Here is a 22,859-nt window from a genome sequence, read left to right as displayed (position 1 = left end):
GCGTCTTTTTTTTTGTGAAAATAGCGGACATCATGCCATTTTCTATGGTTTACACGAATATAACATTTAAAGCATTGAAAATTAGAGGGAAGAACATAAAAATTATCACCAATTCGTAAAAAAGTATAAAAGTTATGGGGATTCACCGTTGTAAAGCCCTAAATTCGAGTTAATATTCGGAAATAGGAGAAGATACATGCTGAATTGCTTGGTTTTTATGGCAAATTAGCTTACATTCATGTGACGTTTTAGCTCTTATACGACATAATAAACGTTTGATCAGACGATTGATTACAGTTTTAAGCACCAAAATAAGGGTATTGACCACAGGTAAACCTGACGATATGATGTATAAAATACAAATAATTATGCGGATAATCCATTTAATATTCAGTTGTCGAAATGCTACTATAATTGAAATATCTTCGAGAAGATTTTGTGATACAATAGACAAAAACTCAGCATGAGTAATCCATTTCATATAGAACCATGCCAATGAAGGGATTAAGACGAGAACGGATGGGGGAAAACGTAAGATGTCTACACCTACTGGATTTATGGAATACAAACGGCAGCTGCCTGCAGACCGGGAGCCGGCTGAGCGGGTTAAGGATTGGGAAGAGTTTCATAAACATATGGCTGAAGAAGAGCTCAGAACACAAGGTGCGCGATGCATGGATTGTGGTACCCCGTATTGCCATACAGGTATAGATATGACTGGCGGAACGTCGGGCTGTCCTGTGCATAACCTGATTCCGGAATGGAATAATCTTGTATATCGCGGATTGTGGCGAGAGGCACTTGATCGTCTGCACAAAACAAATAATTTTCCCGAGTTTACAGGTCGTGTCTGTCCGGCTCCGTGTGAAGGATCCTGTACCGTTGGCCTGATTGGCCAGCCTGTAACCATCAAAACGATTGAAGAAGCCATCATTGAAAAAGGTTTTGAAGAAGGATGGGTGGTTCCCCAACCTCCGGAGAAGCGTACGGGTAAACGTGTAGCGGTTGTTGGTTCTGGTCCTGCCGGACTGGCTACTGCGGCTCAATTGAACAAAGCCGGTCATACGGTAACTGTCTATGAGCGTTCGGACCGTGTGGGTGGTTTGCTGATGTATGGCATTCCTACGATGAAACTGGACAAAAAAGTGGTTCAACGTCGTGTGGACCTGCTTGAAGCGGAAGGCGTTCAGTTCGTGACGAATACAGAAATTGGCAAAGATATCCCTGCGCAGCAATTGGTAGACGAGTTTGATGCTGTTGTACTGTGTGGAGGTGCAACGAAGCCGCGTGAATTCAACATTGAAGGAAGCGACTTGAAAGGCGTGCATTACGCTATGGACTTCCTGAATGGAAGTATCAAAAGTTATCTGGACTCCAACCTGGAAGATGGAAACTATATCTCCGCACAAGACAAGGATGTCATCGTTATTGGTGGCGGGGATACCGGTTCTGACTGTGTAGCTACATCGCTTCGTCATGGTTGCCGGACCGTAACCCAATTTGGTACACATACACAGGCTCCTATGGAACGGGATCGCATTAATAATCCTTGGCCGCAGTTCCCGAATGTATATACGCTGGATTATGCACAAGAGGAAGCCAAAGCACTCTTCGGTCAAGATCCGCGTGAATTCTCTATCATGACAACTAAATTTGTTGGTGATGAAGAGGGCAATCTCAAAGAATTGCATACGGTACAAATTGAGCGTATTGTCGATGAAACGGGTCGTAAGATCTATCAGCCTATCCCTGGAACTGAGCGCGTATTCCCTGCCCAAATGGCAATGATCGCAATCGGTTTTGATGGACCGGAGCAAACACTGGTTGAACAGCTGGGTCTTGCAACAGATCGTCGTACCAATGTAAAGGCTCGTTACGGCAAGTACAATACCAATGTGGATAAAGTATTTGCTGCAGGCGACATGCGTCGTGGTCAAAGTCTGGTTGTATGGGCTATCAACGAAGGCCGCGAAGCAGCTCGTGAAGTGGATAAATATTTGATGGGTGCCACTGTTCTTGTATAATCTGCATATGGCAATAATTGATATTATTATGGAAGTTACAAAACAACTCTCGCTATCAGTGAGGGTTGTTTTTTTGTTATATCTATTTCACCTAGAACGAAAATAATTATTGCAAGTGTGAGGTAGAGCATTGCTTTTTAAGTCATAAAGACTTATTATTAGATTATAATTATTATAAATAAGAAAATAAATGACAATGACATCGTAAATAGAGAATGATATATCCGGAGGTGCAACCTGCTATGGCAAGAAACCGGGAGAAGTCCATTTCAGAACAGATATTCGAGATTAAAAAGCAATTGGTTGATAAGGGATATAAACTAACTCAACAACGTGAAGTAACGGTACGTGTACTGCTTGAGCATGAGAAGGATCATTTTAGCGCCGAAGAAGTGTTTCTGCTGGTGAAAGAACAGTTTCCAGAGATCGGGCTGGCTACTGTATATCGTACACTGGAGCTGTTAAGTGATCTTCAGGTTGTAGAGAAAATCAATTTTGGAGATGGGGCTGCCCGCTTCGATCTGCGAAGTACAGATGGCTCCCATCATCATCACCACTTGATCTGCACGGAGTGTGGAACTGTAGAAGAAATTATGGAAGATGGTTTGCTTCGTCTGGAACAGCAGATTGAACGTCAATATGGTTTTGCAGTGACAGATCACCGACTTGATTTTCAGGGTGTGTGCAAGGAGTGCCGGGAAAAGCAGGCCATAAATGAGCAGGCGGCAGGTTAATTCATCCGTGGAGGATGCTCCCGGAATCAAAATCTGATATAATAGGTTTCAGAAGCAAGGGGCTTCCGTGGGCGGAAGGCCCCTTTTTGCCGTCATGCGGACGGTGAAGGAGGAGAGATGGACGGATGAAGACACTGGTTATAGCGGAAAAGCCTGATATGGGACGAACCATTGCCGCCGTCATAGAACCAAGAGCCAAGAACAATCGCAGTTATCTTGAAGGTGAGCATTACATCATCACTTGGGCGATTGGTCACCTGCTCGGGCTTGCTGAACCGGATGCGTATGATACGAAATACAAGCGATGGAATATTGCCGATCTGCCAATCATTCCGGATCAGTTCAAAATTGTGCCCAATCCCAAAACGAAAGATCAACTGAAGATCATCGGAGAACTTGCTAAACGAGCTTCAGCGATCGTAAATGCATGTGACGCAGGACGAGAGGGGCAGTATATTTTTGCGCTGATTCAACAACAATTGAAGCTGCGTCAGCCTGTTAAGCGTTTATGGATCTCGGATCTGACTGCTGAAAGCATCAAACGCGGATTCGACGGACTGAAGGATGCATCCGAGTTCGAAAACCTGACCCATGCTGCCCGGGCTCGAAGTGAGGCCGATTGGCTGATTGGCATGAATGCTTCACGTGCTTTTACAACTCGGCATAATGCGTTATTGTCTGTTGGACGTGTGCAGACGCCGGTACTCGCGCTGATTTATGATCGGGAAATCGAGATAGAGGCGTTTCAGTCACAGACCTTTTATGAAGTGGCCGCCTGGTTTCGTCAGGAAGGCGTTGAGTATAAAGGTATGCGTCAGGGAGACAAGCTTACAGATGCTGAGGCTGCTGAAGCGATAGCCACAAGTGTGAAGGGCAAGACCGGACATATTTCCAAGTATGAGGCGAAGCAAACGAAGGAGTACCCGTACAGGTTATATGATCTGACTCTTTTACAGCGTGAGGCTAATGCGAAATACGGATACGGAGCAAAAAAAACATTGGATATCGCACAGGCCTTGTATGAGAAACACAAGGTCATTTCGTATCCGCGTACCAATTCCAACTATGTTACGGAACAGAATATCGAGGGTATGCACAAGACATTGAATCTGCTGAAAAACGGGCCATACAGTGAACTTGCAATTGGTGCTAAACCTGAATTGGTTCACAAAAACAACAAGGGCGTTTGCAATCCATCCAAGGTAGAGGATCACCATGCTATATTGCCTACGCTGAAGCGTCCGGGTACTTTATCCAAGGATGAGCAGAACATCTACGACTTGATCGTTAGACGGTTTTTGTCTCATTTCTATCCACCGGCAGAGTACAAACAGCATACTGTGCTTACAGAGGTTGAGCAGCATCAGTTCAAAACTTCCGTGAAGGAGCTGCTGTCACTGGGGTGGAAAGTGGTTTTGCCTTCTTCGGATCAGGAGCAGAACGGCTCTGGCAAGAAAAAAACGAAGAAGAGCAGCAATGAGGATGAAGATGCAGAGGAGTGGACAGACAAGACGTTCTCGGTACAGCCCGAACTTCCAGTCCAATGTATCAAGAGCGAGTTTAAGGAAAAAGCAACCCAACCACCCAAAAGTTATACCGAGGGAACTCTGCTGAAAGCGATGGAAAGCGCAGGCAAGCAGATTGAGAATGAAGAACTGCGAGATGCAATGAAAGACAGTGGACTGGGTACGCCAGCAACACGTGCTGCTACCATTGAAAGGCTTAAAAATGTCGGTTATATTACGATGCAGGGGAAAAAGATGCAGTTGACGCTGAAAGGCCGGACAGCGATTGAATTAATTCGCCGGGCCGGTGTGGATCTGTTAACATCCCCTGAAATGACGGGGCAATGGGAGAGAAGACTGTATCAGATCTCCAAGGGGGAAGCCGGACAGGATAAGTTTATGGAGAACGTCAAGAAGTTCACCATGTCCATCATAGATAAGGTCCGTGTTCAGGCTCCTGCACCAGCAGATGCATTCGGGGAAGATTCACGCGGGGGGCGTGGTAAAGGCAAGGGAGTGAAAGCTTCAAGAGCCGGAACGAGAACGACGACCAAATCTGCCGCTTCAGCACCCAAAACATCACGTCAGACATCAGCAGCTGTCTCCAGATCGGGTAACACGGCCACCTCAGTGGCGAAGGCACCATCTGCATCTTCCGGGAAAACCGGCGTTCGTGAACCCTTGGCGTCTTGTCCTTCTCCGGGATGCACCGGTCAGATTATTGAAGGCAAGAAAGGATATGGGTGTACCCGATTCAAGGAAGGCTGCGGATTTGTCATCTGGAAAGAGTATGTCGGCAAAAAAATAATCAGTACGATGCTAAAGTCTCTGATTGAGAAAGGAAGCACACAGGTACTGGCCTTCAAACGAAAAGACGGGAGTACGGTCAAGGCGCGGATTATCCTGCAGGATCTTACTTCAGGTAAGCTTTCTGCTGAAAGACAGGAATCATAGATCTGCTCTGAGAAATAACATATCTCTAATCGATACACAAAAAGGACCCTTAACCAAGGGTCCTTTTTTGCTGCTGTTGTTGAATATTTTCATGAATGATCTTCGGTACCTCTTCCAGAGCAGTGATGGTATACATCGATGTTTCCGGATTTGGCTGAAGTTCAACAATATTATACTGCCATTCATTTGGCTGTTTGATATATATACTGTGGATTCCGGCGGTTACCGCCGGCAGAATATCCGTGCGTAATGAATTTCCGATCATCCACGTAGTCCTGCGGTCGAACGGTCCGGAAGACAGAATGCCTTCAAGAGCTTCAACGTTTTTGTGTTGTCGGATATAGATACGGTCATCAAAATAAGCTGACAACTTCATCTGATCAATCTTCCGCTGCTGTATCACGGTTTCGCCTCCGGTGTACAGATAGAGGGAATGTCCAGCCGATTGAAGGCTCTCCAGTGTCTCGACCATGTGAGGGTATGGCTCTACCTCTTGATCGTATACGCTCATGCCGAGCTTGGTAAGAAACGATTCTTCTTCAGATGACGTGGCTCTTTCATACTTTTGAGAGAAATAACGATACGTATCAATGAGGGACTCGGGAAAATGATGACTTGCAAATCCCACTTTGTTTACTCCTGTCACGTCGATCTCCAGTTGTTTGTCACGGATTTCCTGAACCGTTAATGCATGAGGGTCAAACCACTCCTGCATGTTTTCAAAGAATTCACCCAGAACCAGGTTGAAATATTTGTTGCAATAGACAAGTGTATCGTCCAGGTCAAAAATAATATGCTGTTTAATGGTGTTCATTCAACTCACTCCTTGCAGCCGGCAACTCCAATGCATCCTCTTTTATATGCGAATATAGGATTCCAGGAACATGTTTAATTCAGACACGCCATCCGGCCGGATACTGTATTTCTCTTTGCGGTTACTGCCGAGCAGATGGGTTCGCAGCAGACCTGCGATACGTAACGCCATAACCTGGTCTTTGACCATGTCTTCATCTTTGTTCAATTCTTCACACATCTCCGCGAGCGATTTCGGTTCATCGGATACGTAACGAAGCAAACGAAGTCGTTCGGGATCGGCCAAGGCATGTGTGAAACGCAGCAGACAGGTCGGCGGCTGGTCTTCATTTTCTTCAGGGATATCAACAGGATACTGCATAATCATCATGCCTTCATAGAAGCAGTACATATTGATTGGACGGTTATGTACAGTCGGAAACAGGATGACTTCGTCAAGTCCAGGCATAGGCTCCACGATAACACCTGCTGTTGCATATTCGATAAGCAGTTCTGGTCCCATTTTACCCAAAAGAGTGCGCTTCTCATCCGCGTCCTCTTCCAGCCAGGTACGATGATCTTCACTAATGCTTCGGCAGTAATGCTGATCCCAGAGACGAAGCAGCGGCACATAGCTGTCCCGAATGTGTGTCGTTTCTTTTATTGTAATACTTGGCAGCAGAGGAGATACACGAGCAAACAGCTCTTCTGCAGTCAGTTCCGCAAGCATGTTCAGAAAATCCTGATTTTCTGAAGAGCTAGTCCGATAGGCCGCCCATGCAAACAAGACATCAAAATCATCAAAAGGCCAAGTCGAGGCAGGCGCGAGAGCAGCTCGTACATTGGAACTTAGTTTGCCTTCGACTTCAAGAATCCATTCGGGACCAACATCCAGATGTTGAATCCACTTTTTTGTAACATATACAAGAAAACTGTTCAGCATTTCATATATCGGTGAAACATCAATTTTAACATGATAAGTCATAACGATGCAGAATCCTCCCGTCACATCTAAATGTACGCAGCGACTTATGTACTATTATGGCTTGTTTTGCAGGGCGTTGTCCACTATAATGTTCAAGTCCGGGGCAAATGCACCGGCGCAGCAACGCTTTATCTTATGAATATGAATAACATGCGAAAAGTCGTCAGCGATGGCGATTTTTCTTTGTTTGTCCGCAGGAGGAATGAAATTCGTGTCATCGGTTAATGTCGCAAAATCATCACATTCTAGATCTAACTATCTTATCCTAATCATCGTTATTGTTGTTGCAGGCATTAGTCAGGGGCTATTGCTTCCGGTATTATCCATTTTCCTCGAGCAAAAAGGAGTATCCCCCGGATTAAACGGTCTCAATGCAGCTGCACTGTATGTGGGTTCTTTTGCAATGACCCTGATCGCCGAACGGCTTCTTGGCGCTGTCGGTTTTAAGAAACTGATTGTCGGCGGTCTGTTATTTGTTATGTTTCCACTGATCCTTTTTCCGTATTTTCCGGATATTAAAATATGGTTTATCCTTCGTCTTGCCGTAGGTATTGGTGATAGCGCATTGCATTATGCTGCCCAGCTCTGGGTACTTCTCGTTACGGCACCCGAAAAAAGAGGGCGTTACATATCCCTATACGGCATGTCCTATGGACTTGGTTTCAGTATAGGCCCATTGGGCATCAAACTGCTTGGGTTTGGCGAGGCTGTCCCGTTCTGGGTTCTTTTCGTTTGTATGGGAGCCGTACTCTTGCTTGTATTAATGAAGCTTCCCGACACCAAACCGGAAAAAACAGAGCATGGACAACTACCTGAACGTCGTTTCCGTCGCAGTTGGTCCTGGGCCTGGTATGCTTTAATACCGGCGCTTTTGTATGGTTATATGGAAGCGGGCATGAACAGTAACTTCCCGGTATACGGATTGCGAATCGGTTTTGATGCCAATCAGATCTCATCTTTGCTGCCGTTTGTGGGAATCGGTGGATTGTTCCTGCAGTTACCCTTGGGTATGCTAAGTGACCGATTTGGACGCAAAAGGGTGTTAATGTCTGCCGGTATTGCAGGCGGGGTCATGTTCATGCTGGTACCCGTGGCCGGGACTCATTTCTGGTGGACGCTGGTGTTGCTAACCATAGCAGGAGGTCTGGTAGGTTCCTTCTTCTCGCTTGGACTTGCCTATGCTGCAGATATTCTACCTAAGGCACTCCTGCCGGCAGCCAACGTGGTGGCATCGTTCCATTTTACGATTGGCAGTATTTTGGGACCGAATGTGGGTGGTCAAATGATCAATTGGATTTCGCCTGGAAGCATGTTTACCCTGCTTGGATGCATGTATCTGCTTTTTGGTGCTGCAGGTGTATTATTCCGGAATAAACCCATCCCCCAATCTGTGGTAAAATAGAAGCTGGTGTTCGCATGGAAATTGATGTCCATTTCCGAGTACACTATATAGTAGGGAAAAACATGGACAAGAGGAGACATCGCGATGATCAGAGTTGAGAATTTGAGTAAATCCGTTGGAGCGGACCGGGTTCCGGTTCTGCGGGATATACGATTTGATATGCAACAGGGTGAAATGATCGCAGTAATCGGTTCCAGCGGTAGTGGAAAAAGCATGCTGCTTAAGTGCCTGGCCATGTTGGAGAAATGGGATGGCGGCCGATTTACGGTTGACGGTGTCGAAATTATAAAAGAAGGCTGGTCCGGTAAACGGAAAATTAAGCGTGAATGGGCATACTTGGAACAGAATCCTCAGCTCTATCCTAGGCGTACGGCACTCAAGAACGTATTAATTGGTCGATCGGGTCAGACGCCTTGGTGGAGAATGGTGACTGGCATGGTCCGTTCGGATGATTATATGGGGGCCATGGATTATCTGGAGGGGTTAGGACTTCTGGATAAAGCACATCAAACTGCGGAAAAGCTTAGCGGTGGTGAGAAGCAGCGTGTTGCCATTGCCCGTGCTCTCGCACATGGTGCCAAAGTAATCCTCGCGGATGAACCTGTAATTGGACTTGATCCGCACACGGCAGATACCGTTCTCGAAACATTACGCAAACTGTGTGAAGAAGAACGTGCTACAGTCATCGCGGTTCTACCGATTGAAATGGCGGAGAAACATGCCACACGCATCTGGGGTCTTGCGGAAGGTAAGATTGCTTTTGATATACGTGGACGTAGGCTGACGCAAAAAGAAAAAAACATGATTTAAACTATTGAAATGAGTGATGAAATTGCTTAACTCACGATGGGTGCGCCTGTTAGCTTGTGGAGCGGTCACAATCGTGCTTGGCTCTGTTCTTAGCGGATGCACGGTCATTAGCGACCCCAAGGGTTTGATGAAGAAACCCATGCTATCCATGGATAAAGAGAAATTGTTTTATGTTGTTCAGAAGGAGCAGCCGCCTGAGAGCGCACTTATTCGCCCCAAAGACATGAACAACACCAGCATGATTCGTGTGGAAGATCTCGACGGTGACGGAACCCGTGAAGCGATCGTATTTTATGAAACCCCCAATGAAAATGTACGCATCCATGGCATGTTATTGGAGGAGCAGGGAGATACATGGGTTAAAAAGCTGACGTTTGATGTGCCTGGCAGCGAGCTTCAATCCTTTAAAGTGTTGGACATTACGAACGATGGGAATCCGGATATCATTCTTGGTGTGAGTCTGCAAGAACAAAAAGCACTGACAGCATACTCTTACAAGGGCGGTGCACTTGAGCAGGTCTTGGGTGGCGTTCCATATAACCAATATATTATTGATGATTTGCAAGGAAACACACTGGATCTGAACGGGGATGGGAAAAACGACTTTGCCATTGTAGCCCTGAATAACAGTGGTTTCGCAAGCATTGCTTTATATCAATACGATGAAGGCAGCTTTAAGGAAGTGGATCGTCTTCAAACCGATTACACGGTAAAAGAGATCTACAATGCTCTGGGTGGAGAGATTGCTAAGGATAAGATGGGGATTGTGCTGGACGCAGAGCTGGATGACCGCAGTTCGTTTTCACAGATTATTTATGTGAAGGATAACAAACTGGTAAATGCGTTCAAATCGCCTGACCAAACCTACAGAGATGACAAAATTTTAAGCGGTGATTTCAACAATGATGGTATTATTGAATTTGGGCTAAAGGAAACTCCAAAAGGCTGGGAACATTACGTATTTGATTCACGCATGTGGTTCTATACCTTTTATCAATGGGATGGCAAGGATGGGAAAGAATTTGTCTCATTCCAGTACCGTGATGATGCCAATCTCTTTCATTTGAACTTAAAACCTGAGTGGTACGGTAAAATCACGATTGACACCAAATCGGAAAAGGAAAAATATATTCGATTTAAAATGATTGATACAGATGAAACCGTAGGTGAAATTAAGTATTTCACCCTTTCCCAATGGGAGCAGGAAAAAGGGAAGAGGTGGAAAGAAATTACCCGTACGAACGATCGGGTGATTGCTTCGCGTAATGCCCAGGATAGCAACGAGGGATTACTGGATAATATGTCTCAACTGAACAGAAAGGGAGAACTTAATGAGTAAAGTACTTATTCTTGAGGATGAAGAATCCATCCGCAGTTTTATAGTCATTAATTTAAAAAGAAACGGGTTCGAAGTGCTTGAAGCCGGAGATGGGCATGAAGCGCTTCGCATTCTGCAGACTGTACCGGATATTGATCTGGCTCTTCTGGATGTGATGGTACCAGGAATTGACGGTTTTGAAGTGTGTCGTCGTATCCGCGAAACCAATGAACGTTTGGGCATTATCTTCCTGACGGCCAAGGTTCAGGAACAGGACAAAGTATATGCTCTCTCGGTTGGAGCAGACGATCATGTAAGCAAGCCCTTCAGTCCGACGGAACTGATTGCACGTATTCAATCTTTGCTGCGCAGAGTGAACGTACATCGGGAGACCGCAGCTAAGGTCACTTTCCAATCCGGTCCGTTCTCGCTTGATCTGATCTCAAAACAATTCAAGAAACAAAACGAATTAATTGAGTTGACGCCAACGGAATTTTCACTTATTCAGTTCTTCCTGGAAAAAGAAAATACACCGCTCAGTCGTGATCTGCTGCTGGATCATGTCTGGGGTAAAGAGTATATGGGTGATCCGAAAATTGTGGACGTGAATATCCGTCGTCTGCGACAAAAAATTGAGAACAATCCTTCCGAACCTGAATACCTGCAGACAGTATGGGGTCATGGGTACAAATGGAAGGGCCGGGAGCAATGATTAAAAAGGGTATCACCAGGCAGATTGTATTGCACTATTTTATCGTAGTTCTGCTTGCTCTGTTATTGGTGGAGTTTATTTTCATGCTCGCGGTGCAGCGATATTACTATGAGAGTATCTATAACACCATCAGCTCTCATATCTCCATGTCCAAAGACTTTTTGGAGCCTATTGCCCGAGAAGATAATGCGGATAATGGGAATCTGTCCAAATTACTTACGAATTTGAATTTTTCCAGAGCAGAGCTCGAAATTCTCGATCTCAACGGACGAGTGCTGGCAAGCTCAGCGGCCTTTGAGTCTGATCGGGCTGTATTGCAGACAAGTGATATCATGCAGGCGATGAACGGCAATACAGGCCGATGGGTCGGCAGACAACCGGGTACCGGAGAGCAAGTCATGGCTGTTTCTCAAAAAATTGACCTGGGCGGGGAAAATACTTACATTGTAAGATACTTGACCTCCCTCGAAAACGTTAATTCCAAGCTGCTGGTTATGGGATTGCTTGCCGTTGCCGTTGGTGTGGCCGTTCTGGCCATCGTCCTGATTATCAGCATTGGGATGGCGAACTCGATTGTTCGTCCGATTAACAATATCACTGCGGTTTCTGCACAGATGGCCAGAGGACGTCTGGATGTCAGGGTCAAAGGAAACTACAAGCATGAGCTTGGCGAATTGGCTTCTACGCTGAATTTTATGGCTCATGAGATTGTCCGGAGTAACCAGATCAAGGATGATTTCATTTCTTCGATTTCCCATGAACTCAGGACACCTCTGACCAGTATCAAAGGCTGGAGTGAGACGCTGGATTCGGGTGGTTATGACCCGGACGAGACCCGCATTGGGATGAGTATCATTTCAAAAGAAACCGAGCGTTTGATCGGACTTGTCGAAGAGATGTTGGATTTCTCCAAGCTGCAGCAAAATCAAATGAAACTGGTTAAAGGGACAGTCAGCATTCGTGAGATTGTACAGGAAACCATGTTAAACGTTTGGGCCAAGGCCGAACAAAAGCAAATACATTTGAAGCTGGATACAGATGAGAATCGTGCATTTAATGTGTTCGGAGATGGAAATCGGCTGAAACAAGTATTTCTTAACATCGTAGACAATGCAATCAAATTTTCCCACGAAAATTCTTGGATTTACTTGTCGGTAAAAGAAGAGGATGGGAAGATCATCGCGGCTGTTCAGGATACAGGGATCGGGATCAGTGAAGAACATCTTATCAAGGTTCGTGACCGTTTCTTCCAGGTGGATCACCAGAACGGTGGAACAGGATTGGGGCTGGCCATAACGCAGGAACTCGTGGAATTGCATGAGGGAACGATCATTATGCAAAGTGAACTCGGATCGGGTACAACCGTTACCATTGCGCTGCCTGCGTTGCCGGAAGAAGAGATGGGAAGCGAATATCAAGCGGATGACAGCACTCCTGGTCCCGGTTCGGAGACAGGGATACAACAGAATCCATCGGATCCAAAAGAGGTGTGAGATCCAATGAATACATCAATACACCAAAAAAGGCGAGCCATTAACGGCTCACCTTTTTTAGTATGTTATGACGAAAGTTCACCTGCACGCAAGCGACCTGTTTTCTCATACACTTCTTTCAGCATACGGGCTGGCTGAGTGCGTACTGCCGGCTTGGCAGATACAATTTCATTTGGGCCCACAACGACAATCTCATCAGCAGTGCCCTTGACGATGGCTCCGTCTTTGATGATGGCACCTTCACCAATAATGGCACGTTCGATGTGCACCCCTCTACCCACACGAGCATTTGGCATAACGACACTATCTTTCACTTCAGAGCCTTTGCCCACTTCAGCACCGCAGAAAATAACAGAGCGCTCAGCGTGGCCTTCAATGGCGCAGGATTCATGGATCATGGATGCCATATGCTCAGTCCGCGAATGACGAGCTTTGTGAGCAGTCAATTTGGTTTTCCAGTCACGAGTGAACATCGGCCAGTGATCCTTATGCAGGCTCCAGTTTTCTTCGTTGTACAAAAGATCCATGTGGGCATCCCACAGACTTTTCACCGTACCTACGTCTTTCCAATACCCATTAAAGTTATAAACGTAAAGGGAGTTGTTCTCATTGAGCATTTGCGGGATCACATCTTTACCAAAGTCATGACTGGATTCCGGATTGGCTGCATCCAGCAGAAGATGGCGTTTCAGATACTCCCAGTTAAACATGTAAATGCCCATGGAAGCAAGGTTACTCTTCGGCTCAGCTGGCTTTTCGGCAAATTCAGTAACGCGCATGTTTTCATCCGCTGCCATAATGCCAAAGCGATGTGCTTCGTCCCAAGGGACTTCCATCACGGAAATAGTCGCAACGGCATTATTTGCTTTATGTGCCTCCAGCATTTCACGATAATCCATATGATAAATGTGGTCTCCCGACAAAATTAGAACATTTTCGGGGTTTTGTTGGTCAATATAGTCCATATTTTTATAAATAGCATCCGCCGTTCCCAAGTATTCGTCATTTCCTGTATGATAAGATGGAAGCAGGGAGATTCCTGCCTCACTCGAATTACCATGTCCCCATGGCTCTCCTCCACCAATGTGATCGTGTAAAGATTCAGCTTGGTACTGCGTCAGTACACCAACCGTGTCGATGCCTGAATTTACGCAGTTGCTGAGAGGAAAATCGATAATCCGGTAGTGCCCGCCGAACGGTACAGCGGGTTTAGCAATACTTGAGGTTAATGGGGCTAATCTTTTCCCCTCTCCTCCCGCCAACAGCATAGCGATGCAATCTTTATTAAACATAATCGTTTCCCTCCCGAGATATTTGTCCAGTGTAGTACATACATAAACGCAAAGTGGAGCTGTTGAAACGAGTAATACTGTAAAATTCCTGTAAAATTACAACATTTTTTTAAACACGTCATTTTTCTTTTCAACTTGGCTAGAATGGGGTAATGATTAACGTTATATCTATTTTCTAGGGGAAGAAGGTGATCTCTTGGCCATTCAACCATTGGCAGATCCGGCCATTTCGCCGGAGCATATTTATTTGTTTCATGAAGGAAACCTTCATCACAGTTATCGAATATTGGGCGCACAGCCTACGATTGAGGATCATCGTCAAGGGTATCGCTTCACCGTGTGGGCTCCGAACGCCAAAGAAGTAGGTTTGGCTCTTGACCGCAATGATTGGAAAGGTGAACAGGAACCTTTATATAAGATACCCGATTCTGGATTTTGGACTCGTTTTTTTCCGGAAATCAGTGAAGGAACATTATACAAATTCCGTATTTTAGCGGAAGACGGAACTGAACTGCTCAAAGCAGACCCGTATGCATTCCATGCCGAAGTAAGACCACGGACTGCTTCCATAACGAGTTCGATTCAAGGGTATAAATGGAATGACGGCGCATGGAGACGCAAGCAAAGGGCTATTTATAACAAGCCTTTACATATTTATGAGATGCACATCGGAACATGGAAGCGCAAGGAAGATGGCTCTCTATACAGTTATCGCGAAATTGCGGATCTGCTCGTTCCTTACTTATTAGAAATGAAATATACCCATGTTGAGATGATGCCTCTTAGCGAACATCCCTATGACCTTTCGTGGGGATATCAAAGTACGGGTTTCTTTGCACCGACAAGCCGTTTCGGAGGACCTCAGGATTTAATGTATTTGGTGGATACACTTCATCAGGCAGGAATCGGCGTGCTGCTCGACTGGGTTCCTGCACATTTTGCGAAGGACGCTCATGGTCTGCGTTTGTTTGACGGGACTCCTTTGTTCGAGTATGCAGATCCATTGTTAGCCGAGAAACCAGGTTGGGGCACACTTAGTTTCGACTATTCGAAACCAGAAGTTCGTTCATTTCTGATTTCCAATGCCCTCTATTGGATGGACATGTATCACTTTGATGGTCTGCGCGTTGACGCAGTCACCAGTATGCTGAGGCTTGATTTTGAGAAGCATCCTGGACAATTCCGTCCTAATACGGATGGCGGGTTGGAAAATCAAGAGGCTGTAGCCTTTCTGCAGCAACTGAATGAAACGATATTCAAGTATTATCCTTATGCGCTGATGATGGCTGAAGAATCCAGTGCATGGCCGATGGTCACCTCTCCAACTGACGTAGGCGGACTGGGATTCAATTATAAATGGAACATGGGTTGGATGAACGATACGCTGGATTATATGAAATCGGATTTCCACGAGCGTCCATCGAAGCATCATTTGCTGACATTTCCTGTGGTCTACTCCTTCTCTGAAAATTATGTGCTGCCTTTGTCGCATGACGAAGTTGTACATGGCAAGAAGTCCTTACTGGACAAAATGCCAGGATCGTACGAACAGAAGTTTGACGGCATGCGAGCTTTCTTGGGTTACTTCATGACTTTCCCAGGCAAAAAACTGCTGTTTATGGGTGGAGAGTTCGGCCAGTTTATCGAGTGGAAAGATGAGGATCAACTGGACTGGTTTTTGCTGGATTACGACAGTCACCGCAAACTTCACAAGTTTGAACGTGATCTGTCGGCGTTGTACCTGGGCGAAAAAGCTTTGTGGGAGCTTGATCATTCCCTGGACGGTTATGAATGGATCACTCCGGATGATCATGCCCAAAGTGTCATTTCATATGTACGCAAGGGAAAAAAACCTGCGGATACACTCCTTGTGCTTATTAACTTTCAGCCGGTCAAGCGGGAGCGTTACCGGATTGGTGTCATGCGTCCCGGTATGTATACCGAAGTTCTGAACAGTGATCATCCCGATTACGGGGGATCAGGTATATTGAATGATATGCAGATGACTACCGAAAAGATTCCTTTTCATGGGCATCCCCACAGTCTTGAAGTTGTTTTGCCTCCGCTGAGCGTGGTTATTCTAAAAAAGAATACACGTCGGAAAACGGATGGGACAGCAACTGAAGTCGCTTCTGTCAGACCAAAATCCATAAAAACAACAGAACAAACGACTGCCAAACCGAAAAGGGGGAAGAAGGCATGAAAATTTTATTCGCAGCTGCCGAGGGTCATCCATTTATTAAAACGGGTGGTCTCGCCGATGTAATTGGAGCATTGCCTCAGGCCTTGAAAAAGGCTGGGGCAGATGTTCGTGTCATGTTGCCCAAATATAAAGGGATTCCTGACGAGTATAAGCAGGCCATGAAACCGGTTATTGTGACGGATGTGCCTTTGGGCTGGCACAGACAATATTGCGGTATTGAAATGATCATTCATGATGGTATTCCGGTTTACTTTGTCGATAACGAATATTATTTTGGGCGAGACGGTGTATACGGATATATGGACGATGGGGAACGGTTTGCTTTCTTCAATCGCGCGGTACTCGAAGTATTGCCTCTACTGGACTTCAAGCCGGATGTGCTCCACAGTCATGACTGGCATGCGGGAATGATTCCGCTGCTGCTGAAGGCGCATTACGCCCATGAGTCATTTTATAGTGAGATTCGTACCGTATTTACCATACATAATCTGTTGTATCAAGGGGTGTTCCCGCATTCGTTATTCAGTGACCTGCTTGAGCTGGACGATCGATATTTCACCATGGATGGCGCAGAATATTATGGTAATGTCAATTTCCTGAAATCAGGCATTGTATATTCGGACCATGTTACTACAGTTAGTCCAACATACGCCCAGGAAGTAAAAACATCATATTATGGGTACGGCCTGGACGGATTGCTTAGTTCGCTCGGCGAACGTTTCACTGGGATTGTGAACGGGATTGATACCAAAAGCTATAATCCCGCAACAGACAATAAAATCCCGGTTAAATACAGAACAAGCTTGGCCAAGAAAACCGAGAACAAGATTGAACTGCAAAAGGAACTGGGGCTTCCTGTACGTCCGGATGCACCTCTTATGGTTATGGTTACCCGTCTTGTAGACTCTAAAGGGCTTGATCTGGTCTGCCGCATATTGGATGAACTGCTGTATTACGATGATATTCAGTTTGCCGTGTTGGGGACCGGGGATCCGGCCTATGAACATTGGTTCCGCGAGGCAGCTTACCGTTATCCACTAAAAATGTCTGCTCAAATTAAGTTTAACGATGGATTATCCCGTCGTTTTTATGCAGGGAGTGATATCTTCCTGATGCCTTCCAAGTTCGAACCGTGTGGCATTAGCCAGCTGCTTGCACTCCGATACGGCAGTGTACCGCTTGTCCGTGAAACGGGTGGTCTGAACGATACCGTGCAGGCATACAATGAGTTCAACGGTGAAGGGAATGGCTTCTCGTTTACCAGCTTTAACGCACACGACATGTTGAACACCATCCGCTTGGCAGTGAAGTTTTATCGCGAACCCGAGCACTGGAAAAAAATTGTGAAGAATGGGATGAACGGGGATTACAGCTGGGATGTTTCGGCAGACGAATACATGGACATCTATCGTGGCATAACTGTTGCGAGCATATAAACTAATCTTTAAACCACCTAGCCGCAGTATTCGTACTGTGGCTTTTTTGCAGAATTAATTTCGGAGCCCTTGCGAAATGCCCTTTGTAAGAGTTGGGTGATAGTGATGTAGTTGAAAATGGAATGAAAGAGAGCTGGTAAAATGACCAACAATATTAATTTTACCTCCGCTTATAATCTTAACTTGGAGGCATGGGGTGCTAATGAACAATTTGATCCTCTAAAATTAAATGAAATGTTCAGTCATGTATTAGGAAATATCGCTTCTGTGCAATCTTCCGTTCCTGGAAATATCATTGACGTTAGAAATTTCGCTCCAGGGGATGGGAGTAATCAATCTGCACAGATCAAGGCTTTTTTTGACTCAGCACAAGAAGGGGATATTTTATTATTCACCCCAGGACACTACAAAGTCGTAAAATCGGGTTGGTTTTATACGTTCAACGGTAAGTCGGTAACCATCAGAGCTCATCCGGGAGCAATATTGGAAGTCTCCGATCAGGGTTTACGCTTTGAGAACAGCAATCATATTGAAGTGAGTGGGTTAACGTTAAGGCGTACAACTCAGGCTGGCTGGGCCAAGGGAAGAACAGGAATATATGTTGAGAATTCAAGCAATGTTATCCTGCAAAATAATGATATTAGCAAATTTACGGATGGTATTGGGGTAAATGGATCAAGTAGTCAAGAGAACCCGTCCCGGAATGTAATTATCAGAAACAATAAACTTCACCATTTGGGTGAAGAGCCTATTGCGGTAAGGACCAATTTAACGTTTGTAATGATTAGCCAAAATGATTGCTACAGATACCTGGGAGATGGCATTCTAATTAAAGCAACCTGGAACGTATTTATAACCAATAACTATCTTCATACTCCCGTGCTGTCTACGGATTCGGATTATGCGACATTTACAGCAGGTCAAGAAGGGACTAATGTTCCCAAGGTAGGCGGGGGCATCACTTGCAACAATGAAGGCGGCGAGACTGGTGCGCGGAGTATGCATATCCATGACAATAGCGTGATCGGAACTGCTTTTGGTGTAGGGCTCATTGGTTTCCAAGGGGCATTCGTTACTTCAAACTTCTTTAAAAATATTCGAAACAGTTCTGTTATTTCGGTATCCTTCCTTCCTTCCCAATTCAACCCAAATGATGTGAGCAACCATATTTTTGTTATTCAGGGCAATTATATTGACACCATATCCAGATCATCGAGTCCCACATCAGCCATTGAGGCAAGGACCAATAACGGTGTTGAGGGCATGGATATAGGGGTCATCTCTGACAATATCATTATTCCTAATGGCAACCATTGGGGTATTATCGCAGACGGTAATATCATAATTAAGGGCAACTATATCGCTAAAGCAGGAATTGCAATGGATTTAAGTAATGGAGTCATCGCCGCCAATAATATCATACAGCCAGGTTTTGTGACGGCCAATCCTGACCGTATGGTCAGTTTGAACCATAATGTCACATTCACGGATAACTCAATATCAGGCAAAGGTACATCGCTTAAAATTCGCGGTTCAAATAATGTAGTTACTGGCAATCGCATGAAATATGACGGGAATTGGTGGGCAGTTCATTTTGATAATGCAAATCATGTTGTGGAAAATAACATCATCAAAGATAATGTGTTGCTGGTCTCTGCTAATGCTACAGGGCGATATTTATACGGATCAAGCCCTTTTTCGAATGGAAAGAACGTCGTCATTGATATTGTGAAGGATCATAATGGTTTCGTATATCAACTCGTAAACGATCTTGTATTGTCTGGTCCTAACTCTACCCGTTGGAGGGTCAGTGTTGATGAACACGGTAATATTAAGGGGACAAAGATATAATACATTTTCAAAAAAAAACCTCCTAAACACCAGAATCTGCAAATTCATCTGATGATTAGGAGGTTCTTTTATAATGGATCCAGTTGTCTGTACAAGATACGGTAGCCGTAAGGATCAAGCTTAATATTCATGACGCCATCCGTAGGCGTGACCGGCTCTTCAGTTAATGCATCTCTCCAGTCCTTGGTCTCCATGGGATGTGAGAGTGTACGTCCTTCCGGAGTGTTGTTCATCCATACGGTGAAGTGAAGATTGTCATCCATGCGCTCATACACGATACAGGGATCATTGTGATCCGCCTTCAGGAAGCGGAAGCGCCCTTTCCGAAGTGCCTCATTGCTTTTACGCAGATCGATCATCAGCCGGTAGAAATCATAGAGTTCCCGGTCTTGCTTGGCAGGGTCCCATTCCATGCATTTGCGGCAATCGGGATCGCCTTCACCACGAATCCCCACTTCGTCTCCGTAGAATATACAAGGCGTGCCAATATAGGTAAACAGGAACACAACGGACAGCTTCAATCTGCGCTTGTCTTCACCACATCTGGAGAGTAGGCGAGGGGTATCATGACTGCATAACATATTGAAGATCACTTCGTTGGTTTGTTGCGGATAACGCATAATCAAAGTGCCCATTTCATTCGCAAAATTATAACCATCCATGGATCCACAGAAAAATTCAAGGACTTTGTCGGCAAAAGGGTAATTCATGACAGAATCGAACTGGTCACCCATCAGCCATGTCAGGGAATCACTCCAAACTTCGCCCACGATATAGGCTTCCGGGTTCGCAGCCTTTACAACCTTTCGGAAATCACGCCAGAAGTGGTTATCCACTTCATTGGCAACATCGAGCCTCCAGCCGTCGAGCTTGATTTCCTTGATCCAGTATTCAGCCACATCAAGCAGGTACTCCTTAACCTCTGGATTGGCTGTGTTAAACTTCGGCATATTGCCATAAAAACCGAAGGTATCATAGCTGGGTATGCCATGCTTAATACCGACAGGGAATTCATTAATATGAAACCAGTCCACATATTTAGAATTCTTCCCATTTTTCAATATATCCTGAAATGGAGGGAAGTCTTCACTGCAATGATTAAAAACCGCATCAAGCATGACACGGATTCCACGCAGGTGACAAGCTTCGGCCACCTTTTTGAGCATGTCATTATCTCCAAAATGCGGATCTACTTTTTTGTAATCAACGGTATCGTATTTGTGGTAGGAGTTGGCTTGAAAGAGGGGGGTAAAGTAAATGGCGTTCACGCCGAGTGTGACCAAATCATCCAGATGATTGAGGACGCCTTGCAAATCTCCACCGAAGTAGTTATCAAGCTCAGGTTTGCCACCCCAACTGTGGATTCCTTCCGGATTGAGATCTGGATTGCCGTTGGCGAAACGTTCCGTCATGATCTGGTAAAAGACAGCTTCTTTTGCCCATTCAGGTACTTTGAATACATCAATTTCATGTATGTAGGAGAATTCATAATATCCTCCCGTCGGATAAGGGGCTTCATGATGAATGCCGTTATCAGCCAAAAATACATTTTCACTGCCAGCAGTGACCCGGAAAATATAGGACAGACGCTTGAATTTTGGCTTCACCGCAGCCTCCCAGTAATCAAACATGCTGTCAGATGCGGCTTTTTCCAGCTGGATTTCTCTATAGGTTCCATCCCAATCATACTTATCACCGGTCAGTGCAGTCACATATTCTACATCATTTCTCTTGGTTCGTACACGCAGATGAATCGTAGACGGGTTATAGGCATAGGCCCACTTGTCACGGGGAACGTGGTACATCGCTTCGAGCAGCATGACAGCACCTCCTGTATCAAGATAAGTTATAGCTATACATAACCAAGCTAGACAGCAAATGAACCAGAAACGGTTTACATAACAAGAAAATTTTTCATCATTTTCATCGTTTTCATTTCACAGGCTTCTCCATGTTGTGCCTGATTATACGTATGCAGAATAAACAAAAGAGGTGTTTTCCGCAGACGTAAATCCGTCCCGAAGAACACCTCTTCTTACATTTCAGAGAGCTAAATACCTTGGATTAACGAACAGCCTGTTCAAACTCAGTTCGAATAGATTGCAGCAATTCTGGCTTGGTCAGCACATCACAGGCCGTTGTAGCAAGTGCTTTTGCACCCAAAATCATGCCGTCCAGCGCTCGTTCCTGCAGCGCCAAATCACGAAATTCGATGGAATGGAGGGTATGAACTTCATCCACAACACGGATATAAGGGTGGATCGCAGGACAGCGCAAGGACACGTTACCGATATCCATAGACCCATGGTCGTTGCCGCTGACAATCTCTTCTTGGGGAATACCAAGTTCTATCAGATTTTCACTGAAAGCAGCAGATAACGATTCATTGGTCACCATCTCATCGTATGATGTTTCATAATTGGAAGTCACGAGACGACAGCCTGTTTGCAGCGCAGCACCTTCAGCAATCTGTATGACGCGCTGCGTAAGTGTATTCAGTTCTTTTCTTGTTGAGGCGCGTACATAGAATTGGGCAGAAGCATAATCGGGAATGATGTTGGCCGCTTGTCCCCCACTATTGATAACTCCATGAATCCGAACGGTGCTTCTCACCTGCTGGCGGAATGCATTAATGCCATTAAATGTCTGGATTACGGCGTCGAGAGCATTAATCCCTTCATGCGGACTGGCAGCAGCATGAGACGATTTTCCGTGGAATTCAAATTGTACTGCATCAATGGCCAGAGAGCTGCCTGATTTCTCATAAGCGTAATATGGATGGGCCATCAGCGCGATATCACAGTCATCAAACAGGCCGGCTTCCGCCATCGGAACTTTGGCACCACGCGTTTCTTCCGCAGGTGTTCCGAATACCTTTAGCGTGCCACCGACTTCATCCAGGATGGATTTCAAACCGACAGCAGCACCCAAACTCATCATGCAGATCAGGTGATGACCACAGGCGTGTCCGATCTCAGGAAGTGCATCATATTCGCATAAAAGGGCTATGGTTGGTCCTGATTTGGCAGCCGAGTAGGTACCGATAAAGGCCGTATCCAGTCCAAGTACGGGAGCCTCCACATCGAAGCCGTGGAAGCTGAGTTCCTCCTTCAACCGGGCAGAGGCGAGATATTCTTCATTCCCTAGTTCGGGGTTGGCACCAATGTATGATGAAATCTCTTTAAAACGGGAAGCATATTGATCAATAACCGACAAAATTTGTGATTTGGTATGTGTCATCGTAAAACTCCTTATGCAAAATGAAAATAATGCAGTAATTATATCATGTTTGCGTGTATTTTTCAGAAACAAGTCAGGATTTGTAATTTCAAAATGCATTGCATAATC

16 protein-coding genes are annotated in these 22,859 nt (G+C 45.3%); 11 read left to right on the top strand and 5 right to left on the bottom strand.

Going from position 1 to position 22,859, the window contains the following annotated elements; all coding sequences use genetic code 11:
* Positions 1-536 precede the first annotated feature (536 nt).
* The 3 genes from HP552_RS30030 to HP552_RS30020 all read left to right on the top strand — a co-directional run bounded on the left by HP552_RS30030 (position 537) and on the right by HP552_RS30020 (position 5,217).
* On the top strand, positions 537-2,024 hold the full coding sequence (locus HP552_RS30030) for a glutamate synthase subunit beta (protein ID WP_175399008.1): 1,488 nt from the start codon (positions 537-539) through the stop codon (positions 2,022-2,024).
* A gap of 242 nt (positions 2,025-2,266) precedes the next feature.
* The gene (gene fur, locus HP552_RS30025; protein ID WP_217506587.1) at positions 2,267-2,758 is read left to right on the top strand and encodes a ferric iron uptake transcriptional regulator; all 492 of its coding nucleotides are present in this window, start codon (positions 2,267-2,269) and stop codon (positions 2,756-2,758) included.
* 125 nt (positions 2,759-2,883) lie between these two features.
* Positions 2,884-5,217, top strand: coding sequence for a type IA DNA topoisomerase (locus HP552_RS30020; RefSeq protein ID WP_175399007.1), 2,334 nt, complete (start codon positions 2,884-2,886; stop codon positions 5,215-5,217).
* 49 nt (positions 5,218-5,266) lie between these two features.
* Here the strand turns inward: HP552_RS30020 and HP552_RS30015 are convergent, their stop codons facing one another.
* Both HP552_RS30015 and HP552_RS30010 read right to left on the bottom strand, forming a co-directional pair.
* A complete protein-coding gene (locus HP552_RS30015; RefSeq protein WP_175399006.1) occupies positions 5,267-6,031 on the bottom strand; it encodes an HAD family hydrolase in 765 nt (254 codons plus the stop codon).
* Between the two features lie 42 nt (positions 6,032-6,073).
* Positions 6,074-6,994 (bottom strand): ArsR/SmtB family transcription factor, encoded by a 921-nt coding sequence (locus HP552_RS30010; protein WP_175399005.1) that lies wholly within the window; start codon positions 6,992-6,994, stop codon positions 6,074-6,076.
* Positions 6,995-7,196: 202 nt separating this feature from the next.
* Here HP552_RS30010 and HP552_RS30005 point away from each other — a divergent pair, with 202 nt between their 5' ends.
* From HP552_RS30005 to HP552_RS29985, 5 genes are all read left to right on the top strand, one after another.
* Entirely contained in the window at positions 7,197-8,396 is a 1,200-nt protein-coding gene (locus tag HP552_RS30005; protein ID WP_175399004.1) for an MFS transporter, read from the top strand.
* A gap of 84 nt (positions 8,397-8,480) precedes the next feature.
* Positions 8,481-9,206: a phosphonate ABC transporter ATP-binding protein gene (locus HP552_RS30000; protein ID WP_175399003.1), complete on the top strand. Its 726-nt coding sequence runs from the start codon at positions 8,481-8,483 to the stop codon at positions 9,204-9,206.
* 22 nt (positions 9,207-9,228) lie between these two features.
* On the top strand, positions 9,229-10,545 hold the full coding sequence (locus HP552_RS29995; protein WP_175399002.1) for a hypothetical protein: 1,317 nt from the start codon (positions 9,229-9,231) through the stop codon (positions 10,543-10,545).
* Entirely contained in the window at positions 10,538-11,236 is a 699-nt protein-coding gene (locus tag HP552_RS29990; RefSeq protein ID WP_095286490.1) for a response regulator transcription factor, read from the top strand. Before HP552_RS29995 ends, HP552_RS29990 begins: the two co-directional genes overlap by 8 nt.
* Positions 11,233-12,729, top strand: a complete 1,497-nt coding sequence (locus HP552_RS29985; RefSeq protein WP_175399001.1) for a sensor histidine kinase — start codon at positions 11,233-11,235, stop codon at positions 12,727-12,729. Before HP552_RS29990 ends, HP552_RS29985 begins: the two co-directional genes overlap by 4 nt.
* A gap of 65 nt (positions 12,730-12,794) precedes the next feature.
* Here the strand turns inward: HP552_RS29985 and HP552_RS29980 are convergent, their stop codons facing one another.
* The gene (locus HP552_RS29980) at positions 12,795-14,021 is read right to left on the bottom strand and encodes a glucose-1-phosphate adenylyltransferase (RefSeq protein ID WP_175399000.1); all 1,227 of its coding nucleotides are present in this window, start codon (positions 14,019-14,021) and stop codon (positions 12,795-12,797) included.
* Positions 14,022-14,217: 196 nt separating this feature from the next.
* On the opposite strand from HP552_RS29980, the gene glgB reads away from it, so the two are divergent.
* From glgB to HP552_RS29965, 3 genes are all read left to right on the top strand, one after another.
* Positions 14,218-16,224: a 1,4-alpha-glucan branching protein GlgB gene (gene glgB / locus HP552_RS29975; RefSeq protein ID WP_175398999.1), complete on the top strand. Its 2,007-nt coding sequence runs from the start codon at positions 14,218-14,220 to the stop codon at positions 16,222-16,224.
* On the top strand, positions 16,221-17,660 hold the full coding sequence (gene glgA / locus HP552_RS29970) for a glycogen synthase GlgA (RefSeq protein ID WP_175398998.1): 1,440 nt from the start codon (positions 16,221-16,223) through the stop codon (positions 17,658-17,660). Before glgB ends, glgA begins: the two co-directional genes overlap by 4 nt.
* A 141-nt stretch (positions 17,661-17,801) precedes the next feature.
* Entirely contained in the window at positions 17,802-19,511 is a 1,710-nt protein-coding gene (locus HP552_RS29965) for a right-handed parallel beta-helix repeat-containing protein (protein ID WP_175398997.1), read from the top strand.
* Positions 19,512-19,579: 68 nt separating this feature from the next.
* Here HP552_RS29965 and HP552_RS29960 read toward each other — a convergent pair whose 3' ends face one another.
* Positions 19,580-21,331 (bottom strand): alpha-glycosidase, encoded by a 1,752-nt coding sequence (locus HP552_RS29960; protein ID WP_175398996.1) that lies wholly within the window; start codon positions 21,329-21,331, stop codon positions 19,580-19,582.
* Positions 21,332-21,575: 244 nt separating this feature from the next.
* On the bottom strand, positions 21,576-22,751 hold the full coding sequence (locus HP552_RS29955; protein WP_175398995.1) for a M20 family metallopeptidase: 1,176 nt from the start codon (positions 22,749-22,751) through the stop codon (positions 21,576-21,578).
* Positions 22,752-22,859: the final 108 nt, after the last annotated feature.

Origin of the sequence: Paenibacillus xylanilyticus (assembly GCF_013359935.1) — a bacterium.
Lineage (GTDB): Bacteria > Bacillota > Bacilli > Paenibacillales > Paenibacillaceae > Paenibacillus > Paenibacillus xylanilyticus.
This window is presented reverse-complemented; position numbering and strand designations above follow the sequence as displayed.

Bases quoted from the DNA above. Each gene is read 5' to 3' on its own strand.
- HP552_RS29965 (WP_175398997.1), top strand. From the start codon at position 17,802: ATGACCAACAATATTAATTTTACCTCCGCTTATAATCTTAACTTGGAG.
- HP552_RS29990 (WP_095286490.1), top strand. From the start codon at position 10,538: ATGAGTAAAGTACTTATTCTTGAGGATGAAGAATCCATCCGCAGTTTT.
- fur (WP_217506587.1), top strand. From the start codon at position 2,267: ATGGCAAGAAACCGGGAGAAGTCCATTTCAGAACAGATATTCGAGATT.
- HP552_RS30015 (WP_175399006.1), bottom strand. From the start codon at position 6,031: ATGAACACCATTAAACAGCATATTATTTTTGACCTGGACGATACACTT.
- HP552_RS30010 (WP_175399005.1), bottom strand. From the start codon at position 6,994: ATGACTTATCATGTTAAAATTGATGTTTCACCGATATATGAAATGCTG.
- HP552_RS30005 (WP_175399004.1), top strand. From the start codon at position 7,197: ATGAAATTCGTGTCATCGGTTAATGTCGCAAAATCATCACATTCTAGA.
- glgA (WP_175398998.1), top strand. From the start codon at position 16,221: ATGAAAATTTTATTCGCAGCTGCCGAGGGTCATCCATTTATTAAAACG.
- HP552_RS30030 (WP_175399008.1), top strand. From the start codon at position 537: ATGTCTACACCTACTGGATTTATGGAATACAAACGGCAGCTGCCTGCA.
- HP552_RS29955 (WP_175398995.1), bottom strand. From the start codon at position 22,751: ATGACACATACCAAATCACAAATTTTGTCGGTTATTGATCAATATGCT.
- HP552_RS30000 (WP_175399003.1), top strand. From the start codon at position 8,481: ATGATCAGAGTTGAGAATTTGAGTAAATCCGTTGGAGCGGACCGGGTT.
- HP552_RS29960 (WP_175398996.1), bottom strand. From the start codon at position 21,331: ATGCTGCTCGAAGCGATGTACCACGTTCCCCGTGACAAGTGGGCCTAT.
- HP552_RS30020 (WP_175399007.1), top strand. From the start codon at position 2,884: ATGAAGACACTGGTTATAGCGGAAAAGCCTGATATGGGACGAACCATT.
- HP552_RS29985 (WP_175399001.1), top strand. From the start codon at position 11,233: ATGATTAAAAAGGGTATCACCAGGCAGATTGTATTGCACTATTTTATC.
- HP552_RS29980 (WP_175399000.1), bottom strand. From the start codon at position 14,021: ATGTTTAATAAAGATTGCATCGCTATGCTGTTGGCGGGAGGAGAGGGG.